The sequence below is a fragment of the Mycolicibacter nonchromogenicus genome, from assembly GCF_002101775.1.
Lineage (GTDB): Bacteria > Actinomycetota > Actinomycetes > Mycobacteriales > Mycobacteriaceae > Mycobacterium > Mycobacterium nonchromogenicum.
Genome location: NZ_LQPI01000046.1, coordinates 62,942 through 79,357 on the forward strand (window position 1 = coordinate 62,942; position 16,416 = coordinate 79,357).

General features: G+C 68.1%; 15 protein-coding genes. 14 read left to right on the forward strand and 1 reads right to left on the reverse strand.

Annotated features, from left to right (window positions below; genetic code table 11):
- Positions 1-100: 100 nt before the first annotated feature.
- The 14 genes from ftsH (at position 101) to clpC1 (ending at position 14,979) form a co-directional block, all read left to right on the forward strand.
- Positions 101-2,470, forward strand: a complete 2,370-nt coding sequence (ftsH, locus tag AWC18_RS12225; RefSeq protein ID WP_064997664.1) for an ATP-dependent zinc metalloprotease FtsH — start codon at positions 101-103, stop codon at positions 2,468-2,470.
- A 16-nt stretch (positions 2,471-2,486) separates the two neighbouring features.
- Positions 2,487-3,065 carry a GTP cyclohydrolase I FolE gene (folE, locus tag AWC18_RS12230; RefSeq protein ID WP_064997663.1) on the forward strand — a complete coding sequence of 193 codons (579 nt, stop codon included), beginning with the start codon at positions 2,487-2,489 and terminating at the stop codon, positions 3,063-3,065.
- Positions 3,062-3,898 (forward strand): dihydropteroate synthase, encoded by an 837-nt coding sequence (gene folP / locus AWC18_RS12235; RefSeq protein ID WP_085138900.1) that lies wholly within the window; start codon positions 3,062-3,064, stop codon positions 3,896-3,898. The genes folE and folP overlap by 4 nt, the downstream gene beginning before the upstream one ends.
- Positions 3,891-4,280 carry a dihydroneopterin aldolase gene (gene folB, locus AWC18_RS12240; protein ID WP_085138901.1) on the forward strand — a complete coding sequence of 130 codons (390 nt, stop codon included), beginning with the start codon at positions 3,891-3,893 and terminating at the stop codon, positions 4,278-4,280. Before folP ends, folB begins: the two co-directional genes overlap by 8 nt.
- Positions 4,281-4,329: 49 nt before the next feature.
- A complete protein-coding gene (folK, locus tag AWC18_RS12245; RefSeq protein ID WP_085138902.1) occupies positions 4,330-4,848 on the forward strand; it encodes a 2-amino-4-hydroxy-6-hydroxymethyldihydropteridine diphosphokinase in 519 nt (172 codons plus the stop codon).
- Positions 4,848-5,333 (forward strand): DUF3180 domain-containing protein, encoded by a 486-nt coding sequence (locus AWC18_RS12250; protein ID WP_064997659.1) that lies wholly within the window; start codon positions 4,848-4,850, stop codon positions 5,331-5,333. The genes folK and AWC18_RS12250 overlap by 1 nt, the downstream gene beginning before the upstream one ends.
- Positions 5,334-5,462: 129 nt before the next feature.
- Positions 5,463-6,881: a DUF6779 domain-containing protein gene (locus AWC18_RS12255; RefSeq protein WP_064997658.1), complete on the forward strand. Its 1,419-nt coding sequence runs from the start codon at positions 5,463-5,465 to the stop codon at positions 6,879-6,881.
- Positions 6,882-7,009: 128 nt separating this feature from the next.
- Positions 7,010-7,912: a Rossmann-like and DUF2520 domain-containing protein gene (locus AWC18_RS12260; RefSeq protein ID WP_085138903.1), complete on the forward strand. Its 903-nt coding sequence runs from the start codon at positions 7,010-7,012 to the stop codon at positions 7,910-7,912.
- A gap of 8 nt (positions 7,913-7,920) precedes the next feature.
- Positions 7,921-8,928 (forward strand): pantoate--beta-alanine ligase, encoded by a 1,008-nt coding sequence (gene panC / locus AWC18_RS12265; protein ID WP_085138943.1) that lies wholly within the window; start codon positions 7,921-7,923, stop codon positions 8,926-8,928.
- On the forward strand, positions 8,928-9,344 hold the full coding sequence (gene panD, locus AWC18_RS12270) for an aspartate 1-decarboxylase (RefSeq protein WP_064997656.1): 417 nt from the start codon (positions 8,928-8,930) through the stop codon (positions 9,342-9,344). The genes panC and panD overlap by 1 nt, the downstream gene beginning before the upstream one ends.
- Before the next feature lie 2 nt (positions 9,345-9,346).
- Positions 9,347-10,159 (forward strand): type III pantothenate kinase, encoded by an 813-nt coding sequence (locus AWC18_RS12275; protein WP_064997655.1) that lies wholly within the window; start codon positions 9,347-9,349, stop codon positions 10,157-10,159.
- Positions 10,160-10,205: 46 nt separating this feature from the next.
- On the forward strand, positions 10,206-11,729 hold the full coding sequence (gene lysS, locus AWC18_RS12280; protein ID WP_064997654.1) for a lysine--tRNA ligase: 1,524 nt from the start codon (positions 10,206-10,208) through the stop codon (positions 11,727-11,729).
- 115 nt (positions 11,730-11,844) lie between these two features.
- Positions 11,845-12,180 (forward strand): histone-like nucleoid-structuring protein Lsr2, encoded by a 336-nt coding sequence (gene lsr2, locus AWC18_RS12285; protein WP_064997653.1) that lies wholly within the window; start codon positions 11,845-11,847, stop codon positions 12,178-12,180.
- A 270-nt stretch (positions 12,181-12,450) separates the two neighbouring features.
- Positions 12,451-14,979, forward strand: a complete 2,529-nt coding sequence (clpC1, locus tag AWC18_RS12290) for an ATP-dependent protease ATP-binding subunit ClpC (RefSeq protein ID WP_064997652.1) — start codon at positions 12,451-12,453, stop codon at positions 14,977-14,979.
- A 101-nt stretch (positions 14,980-15,080) separates the two neighbouring features.
- On the opposite strand, the gene AWC18_RS12295 is transcribed toward clpC1, so the two are convergent.
- Entirely contained in the window at positions 15,081-16,415 is a 1,335-nt protein-coding gene (locus AWC18_RS12295; RefSeq protein ID WP_085138904.1) for a serine hydrolase, read from the reverse strand.
- Between the last annotated feature and the right edge of the window lies 1 nt (position 16,416).

The window sequence follows — 16,416 nt, forward strand, 5'->3', positions numbered from 1 at the left end:
GTTCCGAGTCCGGCCAGGCGTATAAACCGCGAGGGACGGTAGCCTGAACATGCCCAGCTGCATGTATTGGAAGGATTTGGCCGCGTCCGGCCGATGTCTGATGAATCGCAAAAACGTGATCCGCACCGTAACCGCGGTCGCAGTGGTGTTGCTGCTCGGTTGGTCGTTCTTCTATTTCAGCGATGACACCCGCGGATACAAGCCGGTCGACACCTCGGTCGCGGTGGCTCAGATCCACAGTGGCAACGTCAAGAGCGCCCAGCTCGACGACCGCGAGCAACAGCTGCGCCTGGTCTTGAAGACCCCGCTCACCAGTGTTGAGGTGACCGACAAAGCCGGCGGTAAGGCCGACAAGTCCGGCCGGGCCGAGAAGGTCGACAAGCTGATCACCAAGTACCCGACGGGGTACGCGGTTCCGCTCTACACCGCGTTGACCGCCAAGAAGGCCGAGATCAACACCGTGGTGAACCAGGGCAGCCTGCTCGGCTCACTGCTGATCTACATGCTGCCGATGCTGCTGCTGATCGGGTTGTTCGTGATGTTCTCCCGGATGCAGGGCGGCGCCCGGATGGGCTTCGGCATGGGCAAGTCCCGAGCCAAGCAGCTGGGCAAAGACATGCCCAAGACCACCTTCGCCGACGTCGCCGGCGTGGACGAGGCGGTCGAGGAGCTCTACGAGATCAAGGACTTCCTGCAGAACCCGAGCCGCTACCAGGCGCTGGGCGCCAAGATCCCCAAGGGTGTGCTGCTCTACGGCCCGCCCGGCACCGGCAAGACGCTGCTGGCCCGCGCCGTCGCCGGAGAGGCCGGCGTGCCCTTCTTCACCATCTCCGGCTCGGACTTCGTGGAGATGTTCGTCGGTGTCGGCGCCTCCCGGGTGCGCGACCTGTTCGAGCAGGCCAAACAGAACAGCCCGTGCATCGTGTTCGTCGACGAGATCGACGCGGTCGGCCGCCAGCGCGGCGCCGGCATGGGCGGTGGCCACGACGAACGCGAACAGACCCTCAACCAGTTGCTGGTGGAGATGGACGGATTCGGCGACCGGGCCGGGGTCATCCTGATCGCGGCCACCAACCGGCCCGACATCCTCGACCCCGCCCTGCTGCGGCCCGGCCGTTTCGACCGCCAGATCCCGGTGACCAACCCCGACATCGCGGGCCGGCGAGCCGTGTTGCGGGTGCATGCGGCGGGCAAGCCCATCGCGCCCGACGCCGACCTGGACGGGCTGGCCAAGCGCACCGTCGGCATGTCCGGCGCCGACCTGGCCAACGTGATCAATGAGGCGGCGTTGCTGACCGCACGCGAGAACGGCACCGTGATCACCGGCGCCGCGCTCGAAGAGGCGGTTGACCGGGTGATCGGCGGGCCGCGGCGCAAGAGCCGGATCATCAGCGAGCGCGAGAAGAAGATCACCGCCTACCACGAGGGCGGCCACACCCTGGCGGCGTGGGCGATGCCCGACATCGACCCCGTCTACAAGGTCACCATCCTGGCCCGGGGCCGTACCGGCGGCCACGCGGTGGCGGTGCCCGAAGAGGACAAGACCCTGCGGACCCGCTCGGAGATGATCGCCCAGCTGGTCTTCGCCATGGGTGGGCGCGCCGCCGAGGAGCTGGTGTTTCGCGAGCCGACCACCGGCGCGGTCTCCGACATCGAGAAGGCCACCGCGGTGGCGCGCGCCATGGTCACCGAGTACGGCATGAGCGCAAAGCTCGGTGCGGTCCGCTACGGCAGTGACCACGGCGACCCGTTCGTCGGGCGGGCGATGGGGACCAAGTCCGACTACTCGCACGAGGTGGCCCGCGACATCGATGACGAGGTGCGCAAGCTGATCGAGGCCGCGCACACCGAGGCCTGGGAGATTCTCACCGAATACCGCGACGTCCTCGACGTGCTGGCCGCCGAGCTGTTGGAGAAGGAGACGCTGCACCGCGCGGATCTGGAGAAGATCTTCGGCGACGTGAACAAGCGTCCCCGGCTTACGGCGTTCGACGACTTCGGCGGCCGGATCCCGTCCGACAAGCCACCGATCAAGACCCCCGGTGAGCTGGCCATGGAGCGGGGCGAGCCGTGGCCGCAGCCAAAGCCGGAGCCGGCGTTCAAGGCCGCCATCGCGCAGGCATCCAAAGAGGCGGCGGCCCGGTCGGGTCAGTCCAACGGCAGCAACGGCGCGCCCGCGGGTGCTGACGCGGGCACCCAACCCGACTACGGGGCCCCGGCGGGCTGGCACGCTCCCGGCTGGCCGCCCGCCCCACAGCAGCAGGCGCCGCAGCAGGGCGGTTACTGGTATCCGCCTCAGCAGTGGCCGCAGCACAGTTACCCGCCCGCCCAGCACTACCCGCCCTATCAGCACCAGCCGCAGCCGTACCCCGGTACGGGCCAGCCGCCGCCACCGCCGCCCTCGGGTGAGACCGGCGACGGTGGAAATGGTGCGGAGAACAACCGGTCCGAGCAGCCGTCCGGTGACTGAGAAAGCGGGGTCGACGATGACGTCGGCAATTTTCGATCAGGCGCGGGCTGAGGCCGCCGTGCGCGAGCTGCTGATCGCGGTGGGCGAAGACCCCGACCGGGCGGGTCTGCTCGACACCCCGGCGCGGGTCGCGCGCGCGTATCGGGAGATGTTCGCCGGGCTCTACACCGACCCGGATGCGGTGCTGGAGACCACTTTTGACGAAGAGCACGAAGAGTTGGTGATCGTCAAGGAGATCCCGCTGTACTCGACCTGCGAGCACCACCTGGTGGCGTTTCACGGCGTCGCGCACGTCGGCTACATCCCCGGCTACGACGGCCGGATCACCGGTCTGTCCAAACTGGCGCGGGTGGTCGACCTCTACGCCAAGCGGCCGCAGGTGCAGGAGCGGTTGACCGCGCAGGTCGCCGACGCTCTGATGCGCAAACTCAATCCGCGCGGAGTCATCGTGGTGGTCGAGGCGGAGCACCTCTGCATGGCGATGCGCGGAGTGCGCAAGCCCGGTGCGATCACCACCACGTCGGCGGTCCGCGGGCAGTTCAAGACCGACAGCACGTCACGCGCTGAGGCCCTGGAACTTATTCGGCACAGGTGAGCCCGACACGCGTGCAGGTCGTCGGGGTGGTCAACGTCACCGCCGATTCCTTCTCCGACGGCGGGCGCTACCTCAACGTCGACCGCGCTGTTGAGCACGGCCGCCACCTGGCAGACCAGGGTGCGGCGATCATCGACGTCGGGGGCGAGTCCACCCGGCCCGGCGCGGTGCGCGCCGATCCGCGGGCGGAGGCGCAACGCGTCCTTCCGGTGGTCAGAGAACTTGCTGACCAGGGCATTACGGTCAGCATCGACACGATGAACGCCGTTGTCGCCGAAGCCGCGCTGGACGCGGGTGCCACGATCGTCAATGACGTCTCCGGAGGAGCGGCGGACCCCGCCATGGCGCCGCTGCTTGCATCTTCGGGCGCCCGATGGGTGCTGATGCACTGGCGGCCGGTCGATCCCGACAATCCGCATCTGGTGCCGCGCTACGGCGACGTCGCCGCCGAGGTCCGTCGGGATCTGCTCGCCGCCGTCGACGCAGCGGTGGCCGCCGGCGTGGACCCGGCGCAGTTGATCGTCGATCCCGGTCTGGGTTTCGCCAAAACCGCGCAACACAATTGGACTCTGCTGCATGGGTTGCCGCAGCTGGTGGATATCGGTCTACCGGTTCTGATCGGTGCGTCACGCAAGCGGTTCCTCGGTACGCTGCTGGCCGACGAGGACGGCACGCCGCGGCCGCCCGCCGAGCGCGAAACGGCGACCGCGGTGATATCGGCGTTGTCCGGGCTGCACGGCGCCTGGGGCGTGCGGGTGCACGACGTGCGGGCCTCGGTCGACGCGCTGCGGGTCCTGGCAGCCTGGAGTCAAGGAGGCGCAAGCGGTGACTGATCGGATCGAGTTGCGCGGCTTGAAGGTTCGCGGTAACCACGGTGTGTTCGCCCACGAGCGTGCCGACGGCCAGGACTTCATCGTCGACATCACGGTCTGGATGGACCTCGCCGTCGCGGCGGCCAGCGACAACCTGGCCGACACCTACGACTACGGACTGCTCGCACAGCGCGCCGCGGATATCGTCGCAGGCCCCGCGCGCGATCTGATCGAGACGGTCGCCGCCGAGATCGCCGAAGAGGTGATGGGTGATGCGCGGGTGCAGGCCGTGGAGGTCACGCTGCACAAGCCGCACGCCCCCATCCCGCTGGCTTTCGCCGATGTTGCGGTGGTGGCCCGGCGATCGCGCAATGACCGCCGCGGCAAGGTGGTTCCGCTGTGAGTCGGGCCGCCGACGATGCAGAGCGGAGCGATGAGGAGGAGCGGCGCCAATGACACGGGCCGTGCTTTCGGTGGGGTCCAATCTGGGGGACCGGCTGGCCCTGCTGCAGTCGGCGGTCGACGGCCTGGCCGCCACGGTGCGTGCGGCCTCTGGGGTGTACGAGACCGCGGCGTGGGGCGGAGTCGAGCAGGGGCCCTTCCTCAACGCGGTGCTGATCGTCGACGACCCGGCCGCCGACGGCCAGGTCTGGCTACGACGCGCGCATGAACTGGAGCAGGCGGCCGAGCGGGTGCGCATCCAGCGGTGGGGACCGCGGACCCTGGACGTCGACGTGATCAGCTGCCGCAACGCCGAGGGGATGGAGATGATCTCCGACGACCCGGACCTGACCCTGCCCCATCCGCGCGCCCATCTGCGCGCGTTCGTCCTGGTGCCGTGGTTGGAGGTCGAGCCGGAGGCTCAACTGAGCGTGGGCGAGCGACCACGTGCGGTGGCAGAACTGCTCGAGGAGCTGGAACCCGAAGAGCGTGCCGGAGTGGTGCTGACCGACCTGGTGCTGCGGTTCTGATGGGCCCGACCCGCAAACGTGACGTGAGCGCCGCGGTAGCCGTGGTCGCCGTCCTCAGCTACCTCGCGGTCCCACTGCTGTACCGGTGGTTCCCGCCGATCACGGTATGGACCGGGATATCGCTGCTGGCGGTCGCGGTCGCCGAGGTGGCCTGGGGCCGATACGTCGGCGCGAAGATCGAAGACGGCGAGATCGGGATCGGGGCCGGCCGGCTGCATCCGCTCGCGGTGGCACGCACCGTGGTGGTTGCCAAGGCGTCGGCGTGGATGGGCGCGCTGGTCGGAGGCTTTTGGCTGGGTGTGCTGGGCTTCCTGCTGCCGCGCCGGTCCACGCTGCAGGTTGCGGCCCAGGACACCGGCGGTGCCGTGGTCGCCGCGGCCAGCGCGCTGGCCCTGCTGGCCGCCGCGCTGTGGCTGCAGAACCGGTGCAAGTCGCCGCACGATCCGGGCGCACCCACCGAGTCGACCGGAAATCAACCCGGGTAAGAATCGCCGGAGCGCTGCGACACGCGGATTGACCTCGTACAGGTACAGTCGGGCAATGCGTGCCAGCAACGTTCCGGGACACCGCGGCGAGGAGGGGGCACCTCCCGCTTGCGGGAGAGCGCGGCGCAGATGAATTCGGTCCTGTCCCGCGCCCCGGGTCGGCGTGGAGTTCGCAGGCCGGGCTGGACATTGATGACGGCGTTGCTGATCCTCGCGATCGCCGCGAGCTCGGCGCTGGTGTTCACCAATCGGGTGGAACTGCTCAAACTCGCCGTGATCATCGCGCTGTGGGCCGCGGTTGCGGCGGCGTTCGTCTCGGTGATCTATCGGCGGCAAAGCGATGTGGACCAGGCCCGGGCCCGAGACCTGAAGTTGGTCTACGACCTGCAACTGGATCGGGAGATATCGGCACGCCGCGAGTACGAGCTGACCGTGGAGTCGCAGCTGCGTCGCGAGCTGGCCGCCGAACTGCGCGCGCAGGCCGCCGATGAGGTTGCTGCGCTGCGCGCCGAATTGTCCGCGCTGCGCACCAACCTCGAGATCCTCTTCGACGCCGACCTGAGCCAGCGGCCGGCGCTGGAGACCGAGCGCACAACGGTTCGTGCCTACAGCGACTGGGCGCGCTCCAGTGAGCAACCCACCACCGGCGCCACCCGGGTCGCGTCGTCGACCACCCCGAGCTACCCGCCCGACTCGGTCACCGAGACCGCCGAGAACCCGATCATCGACGTTCCCGAGGTAAGGATTCCGCCCACCGGCGGCTCCGTGCCCCCGGCTCCGCAGAAGCCGCAGGCGCCGCACGCCGAGGGCCGCCGCGGTTCGCATCGCCGCAGCGCCGACGAGGCGCCCCGCTGGACCCCCCAGGAGGCCCCGCCGCCTGCACCGGCCGCCTCCCGCTGGGCGCAGCCGCCGCAGCCCTTCGTCGCGCCCGAATCCCGCCGCGAGCCGGAGCCGCCGCAGCCTCCGCCCGCCCCTCAGCCGGCCCCGGTACAACCGGCCCCCGAGCCACAATCGGCTCCGTCGGCCCCCGAGCCACAATCGGCCCCGCAGCCTTCCTGGGTTGCATCCCCGGCGGCATCCTCCTGGAAACCCGTTGGCGCCGAGGGGGAGTGGCTGCCACCCGGCACACCCGGCAGCCGCTGGGCCGCGGACGTTCCGGCGGACGCCGGACGCCATGGCGTGTCCGAGCAGCAGACCGAAGCGCCGAGCCGCCACGGGCGCCACTCCAGTCCGGCCGACTCCGGTCCGGTGGACGTCGCCGAGTCGGCACGTCACGAGGCGGGGGGACGCCGTCGGGCGCGCTCCCGGCACGCGGCGGAACCGGCCGATGACCAACTACAGCCGCCGGCCAGCCCGGCCTCGCCGGTGACTGAGCCCGCCGAGCCGGCAGCGCCCGCCCACGCCGGCACGCCCGCGGCCCGGCATTCCGCCGGCGCCGACGGGAGCGCCGAAAGCCCCCGCACCGGCGGTCAGTCGGTGGCTGATCTGCTGGCCCGGCTGCAGACCACCCCGACCGAAGGCGGTCGGCGCCGCCGCCGCGAGGACTGAACCGCGGCCAACTGCGACCAACGTCACTCGCAGCGCCGGGACAGATCGGGATAGACTCACCGGCGACCGTCCGGTACCCGCAGCGCGGGACTGGAACGAATACCAAGAGAACCTGTGAGGTCGTCTGCATGGCGCAGTTCGACGGACTGCGGCCCGCCCGGCTCAAGGTCGGCGTTATCTCGGCCGGCCGCGTCGGCACCGCACTCGGTGTAGCGCTCGAGCGCGCCGAGCACGTCGTGGTGGCGTGCAGCGCCATCTCCGAGGAATCACGGCAGCGCGCCCGGCACCGGCTGCCCGACAGCCTGATCCGGCCGGCGCCCGATGTCGCCTCGGATGCGGAACTGCTGCTGCTCGCCGTTCCCGACACCGAACTGGCCGGCATCGTGTCCGGGCTGGCCGCCACGGGCGCGGTGCGCGCCGGGACGATCGTGATGCACACCTCCGGTGCCACCGGGATCGGCGTACTTGCGCCGTTGACCGAACAGGGTTGCCTGCCCCTGGCCATCCATCCCGCGATGACCTTCACCGGCTCAGAAGAGGACATCGACCGGTTGTCGGAGAGCTGCTTCGGCATCACCGCCGCCGACGAGATCGGGTTCGCCATCGCTGAGGCACTGACACTCGAGATCGGCGCGGAACCGTTCCGGGTGGAGGAATCCGCCCGCACCCTCTACCACGCTGCGCTCTGTCACGGCGCAAACCACCTGGTCACCGTGATCGACGACGCGCTGGCGGCGTTGCGGGCGGCGCTGCCGGGACGGCTCGGCTCCAACGTGGCCGAAGACCCCGACGGCATCGCCGAGCGGGTGCTCGGACCGCTGGTGCGCGCCGCCCTGGCCAACACCCTGCGGGACGGGCACGCCGCACTGACCGGCCCGGTGGCCCGCGGCGACTCGGCCACCCTGGCCCGGCACCTGGGGGTCCTGGCCAGGGTGGACACAGACCTGGCCGAGGCCTATCGCACCAACGCCCTGCGCACCGCGCACCGCGCCGGTGCAGCCGACGACGTGCTGGAGGTGCTGGCCCGGTGAGCTCCCACCTGGTTCGCGGCCCGCAGCCCACCTTCACCGCCGGCGGATTCAACGTCTATGAGCGGCCGGAAGACATCGCCCGGGTCAGCCGCGCGCTGCGCTCGACCGGCCGCCGGGTGATGCTGGTGCCGACCATGGGCGCCCTGCACGAAGGCCACCTGTCGCTGGTTCGTGCGGCGCAGCGGGTGCCCGGCGCGGTGGTGGCGGTGTCGATCTTCGTCAACCCGCTGCAGTTCGGTGCCGGAGAGGATCTCGACGCCTACCCCCGCACTCTGGACGACGACCTGGCCGCGTTGCGTGCCGCCGGGGTCGACCTGGTGTTCACGCCGACTGCCGCGGCCATGTACCCGAACGGCCCGCGCACCTGCCTGCATCCGGGGCCGCTGGGAGCCGAACTCGAAGGCGCCGCGCGCCCGACCCATTTCGCCGGCATGCTCACCGTGGTCTGCAAACTGCTGTCGATCGTCAACCCCGATCGAGTGTTCTTGGGCGAGAAGGACTATCAACAGCTGGTGTTGGTGCGCCAGATGGTCACCGACCTCAATCTCGACGTGACCGTGGTGGGTGTTCCCACGGTGCGCGAAGCCGACGGCCTGGCCATGTCGTCGCGTAATCGCTACCTGGACCCCGCGCAGCGCGAAGCCGCGACGGCCCTGTCCGCCGCTCTGGCGGCCGGCGAACGTGCGGCTGCGGCCGGCGCCCAGGCGGCCCTGGATGCCGCCGGCGCGGTGTTGTCCGCAGTGCCTGCCGTCGATGTCGACTACCTGGAGGTTCGAGGCGTCGACCTCGGACCGGCGCCTGCGGACGGTTCGGCACGGCTGCTGATCGCCGCCCGGGTGGGCACCACACGACTGATCGACAACGCGGCGATCACCCTCGGACAGCCCGTCGACGCCGAGTTGGCGTCAGCCGGTTCGCAGACCGGTCCAGATGGAACGCATGTATCAACCCGGCGGTTCAGCGAGCCCCAGCGGAGAGGCGAAACTGAATCCGACGTATCAACCCGGAGGAATTGATGTTTCGGACGATGCTGAAGTCGAAGATTCACCGTGCCACGGTCACTCATGCTGACCTGCACTATGTCGGCTCGGTGACCATCGACGCCGATCTGATGGAGGCTGCTGACCTGCTTGAGGGTGAGCAGGTCACGATCGTCGACATCGACAACGGCGCCCGCCTGGTGACCTATGCCATCACCGGCGAGCGGGGCAGCGGTGTCATCGGAATCAACGGTGCGGCAGCGCATCTGGTGCACCCCGGCGACCTGGTCATCCTTATCGCCTACGGCACCATGGAGGATGCCGAGGCCCGCGACTACCGGCCGCGGATCGTGTTCGTCGACGCCGACAACAAGCCGGTGGATCTCGGTGACGACCCGGCCTTCGTCCCCGATGACGTCTCGGATCTGGTTTCGCCCAGGAGCGTGCATTAGCCGTGTTGCTGGCGATAGACGTCCGCAACACCCACACCGTCATCGGCCTGATCGCCGGTTCCGGTGACCATGCAAACGTCGTACAGCAGTGGCGGATTCGGACCGAGGCGGAGATCACTGCCGACGAGCTGGCGCTGACTCTGGACGGCCTCATCGGCGACGACGGCGAACAACTCACCGGCGCCGCCGCGCTGTCCACCGTCCCGTCGGTGCTGCACGAAGTCCGGCTGATGCTGGACCAGTATTGGGCTTCGGTGCCCGCCGTGTTGATCGAACCGGGTGTACGCACCGGGATACCTCTGCTGGTGGACAACCCCAAAGAAGTGGGGGCGGACCGGATCGTCAACGCCCTGGCCGCGTTTCACAAGTTCAAGACGGCAGCGATCGTCGTCGACTTCGGTTCGTCCATCTGCGTAGACGTGGTTTCGGCCAAGGGTGAATTCCTGGGCGGTGCCATCGCGCCCGGCATCCAGATCTCCTCGGACGCCGCCGCTGCCCGCTCCGCCGGCCTGCGCCGGGTCGAACTCACCCGGCCGCGCTCGGTGATCGGCAAGAACACGGTCGAATGCATGCAGGCCGGCGCGATCTACGGGTTCGCCGGACTGGTCGACGGGTTGGTCCGCCGGGTCCGGGAGGAGGCTGCGGGCGCCGGAGACGACGTGACCGTGGTGGCCACCGGTCACTCCGCACCGTTGTTGCTGGCCGACCTGGAGACGGTCGCCCATCACGACGCCAATCTCACCCTGGACGGACTGCGGCTGGTGTTCGAGCGCAACCGGGACAGCCAGCGGGGCAGGCTGCGTCCGGCCCGCTGAGCCGGCTTTTCGTTCTCTCGCCCCTGTTCCTCTAAGCTGGCGGGTCGTGAGCTCCGCCGATGTTTCCCCTGACACGCAGGACGAATCCGACCTCCCTGAGCAGTTCCGGATCCGTCGCGACAAGCGAGCTCGCCTGCTGGCCGAAGGCCGTGACCCCTACCCGGTGGCAGTGGATCGCACCCACACCCTGGCTCAGATCCGGGCCGGGTACCCCGACCTGGCCGCCGACACCGCCACCGGCGACGTCGTCGGCGTCGCGGGCCGGGTGGTGTTCGCCCGTAACTCGGGCAAACTGTGCTTCGCGACACTGCAGGAGGGTGACGGCACGCAGCTTCAGGTGATGATCAGCCTGGCCAGTGTCGGACAGCAGGAGCTTGACGCGTGGAAGGCCGACGTCGACCTCGGCGACATCGTCTACGTGCACGGCGAGGTGATCAGCTCCCGGCGCGGCGAGCTGTCGGTGTTGGCTGACGCCTGGCAGATGGCCTCCAAGTCATTGCGGCCGCTGCCGGTCGCGCACAAGGAGATGAGCGAGGAGTCGCGGGTTCGGCAGCGCTATGTCGACCTGATCGTGCGGCCGGAGGCGCGGACTGTGGCGCGGCAGCGGATCGCGGTCATTCGCGCGGTGCGTAACGCGCTTGAGCGGCGCGGATTCCTCGAGGTCGAAACACCGATGTTGCAGACATTGGCCGGTGGCGCTGCCGCCAGGCCTTTCGTCACCCATTCGAACGCCCTGGATGCCGACCTTTACCTGAGAATCGCACCAGAACTGTTCTTGAAACGGTGCGTGGTCGGTGGGTTCGACCGGGTCTTCGAACTGAATCGGGTTTTCCGTAATGAGGGCGCCGATTCCACGCATTCGCCCGAGTTCTCGATGCTGGAGACCTACCAGGCCTACGGCACGTATGACGACTCGGCGGTGGCAACCCGGGAGATTATTCAAGAGGTCGCCGATGAGGTGATCGGGACCCGTCAACTGCCGCTGCCCGACGGCAGTATCTATGACATTGACGGCGAATGGGCGACGGTCGAAATGTATCCGTCGTTGTCCGCCGCAGTCGACCAGGAGATCACCCCGGCCACCTCGGCGGACGAGCTGTGGGCGCTCGCGGATCGACTCGGCGTGGAAATACCGAAAGACCGCGGCTACGGGCACGGCAAACTTGTCGAAGAACTCTGGGAACACGCTGTCGGGAACACGCTGAGCGCCCCGACATTCGTTCGGGATTTCCCGGTCGAGACCACGCCGTTGACCCGCCAGCACCGCAGCATCGAAGGCGTTACCGAGAAGTGGGATCTCTATATGCGCGGTGTCGAACTGGCCACCGGCTATTCCGAGCTCATCGACCCGGTGGTGCAGCGCGAGCGGTTCGCCGCGCAGGCCCGCGCCGCGGCTGCCGGCGATGACGAGGCGATGGCACTCGACGAGGACTTTCTGGCGGCGATGGAACACGCGATGCCGCCCTGCACAGGTACCGGAATGGGTATCGACCGCCTGTTGATGGTCTTGACGGGTCTATCAATTAGAGAGACTGTATTGTTTCCGATTGTTCGCCGCCAAGCCAACTGAACTGCACCGAAGCATGTTGTGTTGAAGCAGGAGTTTTTTTGTGGCAGATTAGTCGGCGAGGTCGAATACGGCTTTGCGTACGATTGCGCGCAGGAAAGCTAACCAAGGGGTACCAATGGCGAAAAAAGTGACCGTCACCTTGATCGATGATTTCGATGGTGAGGGTGCCGCCGACGAAACGGTCGAATTCGGCCTGGACGGGGTGACCTACGAGATCGACCTTTCGAGCAAGAATGCTACGAAACTGCGCGCAGAACTGAAGAAGTGGGCCGACGCCGGCCGTCGGGTCGGAGGCCGTCGGCGGGGCCGTTCCGGCAGCGGGCGTCGTGGAACCATCGACCGTGAGCAGAGCGCCGCGATTCGTGAATGGGCCCGCCGCAATGGGCACAACGTGTCGACCCGCGGGCGTATCCCGGCAGACATCATCGACGCATTTCACGCCGCCACCTAGACCGGCGGGGGTCGGGCAGGCTCGGCGGGGGAGTCGGTAGTTTCGCCGGTGGCGAATCCTGCGCCCGTCGGAACACTTTCGGTGGGTTGAGACGTTGCTCCCTTACATCCGGTGCCAGGCTTTTTCGGGCGGGCTATCGGACGGTCGATTCAGTACGCACTACAAGGCAGGTCACGGCGCGCCGCGCCGCCCACTAGAGTGGACGGCAGGCACGCCGGCCGAGCCGAGGCCGACCAAGTGCCGATCGCGAGGGAGAGCAGGTAGCCACCGATGTTCGAGAGATTTACGGACCGAGCCCGCAGGGTTGTCGTCCTGGCCCAAGAAGAGGCCCGGATGCTCAACCACAACTACATCGGGACCGAGCACATCCTGTTGGGCCTGATCCACGAGGGTGAAGGCGTCGCCGCCAAGTCGCTGGAGTCGCTGGGCATCTCTTTGGAGGGGGTGCGCAGCCAGGTCGAGGAGATCATCGGCCAGGGCCAGCAGGCGCCGTCCGGGCACATCCCGTTCACCCCGCGCGCCAAGAAGGTACTTGAGCTGAGCCTGCGTGAGGCGCTGCAGCTCGGCCACAACTACATCGGCACCGAGCACATTCTGCTCGGTCTGATCCGTGAGGGTGAGGGCGTCGCCGCCCAGGTTCTGGTCAAGCTGGGCGCTGACCTGACCCGGGTCCGCCAGCAGGTGATCCAGCTGCTGAGTGGCTACCAGGGCAAGGAGACCGCCGAGGCCGGCACCGGTGGACGCGGCGGTGAGTCCGGCTCACCGTCCACCTCGCTGGTGCTCGACCAGTTCGGGCGCAACCTGACCGCGGCCGCCATGGAGGGCAAGCTCGACCCGGTGATCGGCCGCGAGAAGGAAATCGAGCGGGTCATGCAGGTGTTGAGCCGGCGCACCAAGAACAACCCGGTGCTCATCGGTGAGCCCGGCGTCGGCAAGACAGCTGTGGTCGAGGGCCTGGCGCAGGCCATCGTGGCCGGCGAGGTCCCCGAGACGCTGAAGGACAAGCAGCTCTACACCTTGGACCTGGGGTCGCTGGTGGCCGGCAGCCGTTACCGCGGTGACTTCGAGGAGCGCCTGAAGAAGGTCCTCAAGGAGATCAACACCCGCGGCGACATCATCCTGTTCATCGACGAGCTGCACACCCTGGTGGGTGCCGGCGCGGCCGAGGGCGCGATCGACGCGGCCTCGATCCTCAAGCCGAAGCTGGCCCGCGGTGAGCTGCAGACCATCGGCGCCACGACTCTCGACGAGTACCGCAAGTACATCGAGAAGGACGCCGCACTGGAGCGCCGGTTCCAGCCGGTGCAGGTCGGTGAGCCCACCGTGGAGCACACCATCGAGATCCTCAAGGGCCTGCGCGACCGCTACGAAGCCCACCACCGGGTTTCGATCAGCGACTCGGCGATCGTGGCGGCGGCCACCCTGGCCGACCGCTACATCAATGACCGGTTCCTGCCGGACAAGGCGATCGACCTGATCGACGAGGCCGGTGCCCGGATGCGTATCCGCCGGATGACCGCGCCACCGGACCTGCGTGAGTTCGACGAGAAGATCGCCGACGCGCGCCGGGAGAAGGAGTCTGCGATCGACGCGCAGGACTTCGAGAAGGCGGCCAGTCTGCGGGACCGGGAGAAGCAGCTCGTCGCGCAGCGTGCGGAGCGTGAGAAGCAGTGGCGGTCCGGTGATCTGGATGTCGTGGCCGAGGTCGACGACGAGCAGATCGCCGAGGTGCTGGGCAACTGGACCGGTATTCCGGTGTTCAAGCTGACCGAGGCCGAGACCACCCGCCTGCTGCGGATGGAAGATGAGCTGCACAAGCGCATCATCGGCCAGGAGGACGCCGTCAAGGCGGTCTCGAAGGCGATCCGGCGTACCCGCGCAGGACTGAAGGACCCCAAGCGGCCCTCGGGCTCGTTCATCTTCGCCGGCCCGTCCGGTGTCGGTAAGACCGAGCTGTCCAAGGCGCTGGCCGAGTTCCTGTTCGGTGACGACGACGCACTCATCCAGATCGACATGGGTGAGTTCCACGACCGCTTCACCGCGTCGCGGCTGTTCGGCGCCCCTCCGGGCTACGTCGGCTACGAAGAGGGCGGCCAGCTCACCGAGAAGGTGCGGCGCAAGCCGTTCTCGGTGGTGCTGTTCGACGAGATCGAGAAGGCCCACTCCGAGATCTACAACAGCCTGTTGCAGGTTCTCGAGGACGGTCGGCTCACCGACGGGCAGGGCCGCACGGTGGACTTCAAGAACTGCGTGCTGATCTTCACCTCCAACCTGGGCACCTCCGACATCTCCAAGGCGGTCGGACTGGGCTTCACCCAGGGCGGTGGGGAGAACAACTACGAGCGGATGAAGCTCAAGGTCAACGACGAGCTCAAGAAGCACTTCCGCCCGGAGTTCCTGAACCGTATCGATGACATCATCGTCTTCCACCAGCTCACCAAGGAAGAGATCATCCAGATGGTCGATCTGATGATCGGCCGGGTGGCCAAGCAGCTCAAGGCCAAGGACATGGACATCGAGCTGACCGACAAGGCCAAGTCCCTGTTGGCCAAGCGGGGCTTCGACCCGGTGTTGGGAGCGCGTCCGTTGCGGCGCACCATCCAGCGCGAGATCGAAGACCAGCTCTCGGAGAAGATCCTGTTCGAAGAGCTCGGTCCCGGCCAGTTGGTCACCGTCGATGTCGAGAACTGGGACGGCGAGGGTGCGCACGAGAACGCGGTGTTCACCTTTGCCGGTCGCCCCAAGCCGGCTGCGGAGACGTCCGACCTGGCCAAGGCAGGCGCACCGACCGCGGAGTAACTGCCGAGCAGTCACGAAAGCCCCCTTTTCCGTAAGGAATTGGGGGCTTTCGCGACTGCTCGCCGCGAGTGCTGCGCTCGCCGCTAGTGCTGCGTGGGCCGCTAGTGCTGCGTGGGCAGCAGGCCGAACGCCTGCTTGGCCACCTGCAGCATCCAGCTGCCGACGCTCTTGCCGTGGTCGCGCGGCCAGTTGAGCTGGAAGCTGACCACCCAGGGCTGGCCGCTCTGCTCGACGGCGTACCAGCTGAAGGTCAGGTCGCCGGGCAGTCCGCCGGCCTTGGCGCCGATATAGGGCCAGTCGCTTCGCGGCAGGTCGATGCCCCGCACCGCGGACAGGATCTCCCGCACCGGTGCCGCCTTGCCCACCGCGGCGTCCTGCAGCGCGACGTGTACCCGGCAGATGTCCTCCGCGCTGCCGTACCACTCGGCACCGTAGGCCGACGCCGGGATGTGCGCGCGAATCGGATCCGGCTCATAGGGCCGGGAATCGGCCTGCTGCAGCAGTTTCGCCCGCTCCTGCGGCGACCCGTGCTGCCACTGCTCGCGCAGGTCGGGTTTGCCCCAGCCCACCGAGAACAGTTCGTACATAGTGGGAAACGGCGTCATGCTCGCCGGGTCGTGGTGACCGGCTGCGGCCAGGGCCCGCTCGACCGCGCGCGTCCCCACCCGGCCGATGAGTAGATCGGTGGCCATGTTGTCGCTGGTGGCGATCATCTTCTCGGCGGCTCTGCGTACCGAGACACTGGCGCCGTCGGGCAATTCCTCCAGACCGGACGAGCCGACCGCTTTGGCCCGGCCCGTGATGGTCAGCGGATCGTCCCAGGACACCCGGCCCGCCTGCACCTCGTTGGCCACCGCCAGCAGCACGTACAACTTGAAGATCGATGCCAGCGGCAGTGACTGCGTGGTGTTGGCACCGGCGACCGGTTTACAGGCCCCACCCTCGATCCGCGATGCCTGGTAGGAGTACCGCGCACCGGTCCGCTTCAGCACGGCCTCGAGGTCGTGCCAGGAATTGATGGTCGGAGTCTCGGTGGTGGGTTTGAACAGGTACACCATGCCGTTGTCGTCGGTGCGGATCCTGATGTCCTGACGGGCACCGTAGGAGGTGGTCAGGTGCAGGGTCGCCTCGGCGGCGCCGATGTCGACGCTGTCGAGGTGGAAAGGCCGGTCCCACCACAGCGATTCCATGGTGGTGACCACCTGCTCGACTTTGTCCGGTGCGGCCAGGGTCGCCACCCCGACCGGGCCGATCGGCCAATCGGAGTTCAGCATGTCCATGGTCTGCTTGGCGCGCAGACCCGGCGGAGTCTTGGTCGAAATCGTCACGCCGCTGTCGGAACCGGCGTCGGCGGGTGCTGCCGGTGAAGATGCGCAGCCGGCGGCAAGGGGCACCAGGATCAGCGCGGTCGTCCATGCCGCCAGGTGGCGTCGCACG

Coding starts and splice junctions, on each gene's coding strand:
- ftsH (WP_064997664.1), top strand. CDS start 101: ATGAATCGCAAAAACGTGATCCGCACCGTAACCGCGGTCGCAGTGGTG.
- clpC1 (WP_064997652.1), top strand. CDS start 12,451: ATGTTCGAGAGATTTACGGACCGAGCCCGCAGGGTTGTCGTCCTGGCC.
- lsr2 (WP_064997653.1), top strand. CDS start 11,845: ATGGCGAAAAAAGTGACCGTCACCTTGATCGATGATTTCGATGGTGAG.
- panD (WP_064997656.1), top strand. CDS start 8,928: ATGTTTCGGACGATGCTGAAGTCGAAGATTCACCGTGCCACGGTCACT.
- AWC18_RS12260 (WP_085138903.1), top strand. CDS start 7,010: ATGGCGCAGTTCGACGGACTGCGGCCCGCCCGGCTCAAGGTCGGCGTT.
- folK (WP_085138902.1), top strand. CDS start 4,330: ATGACACGGGCCGTGCTTTCGGTGGGGTCCAATCTGGGGGACCGGCTG.
- AWC18_RS12250 (WP_064997659.1), top strand. CDS start 4,848: ATGGGCCCGACCCGCAAACGTGACGTGAGCGCCGCGGTAGCCGTGGTC.
- AWC18_RS12255 (WP_064997658.1), top strand. CDS start 5,463: ATGAATTCGGTCCTGTCCCGCGCCCCGGGTCGGCGTGGAGTTCGCAGG.
- folE (WP_064997663.1), top strand. CDS start 2,487: ATGACGTCGGCAATTTTCGATCAGGCGCGGGCTGAGGCCGCCGTGCGC.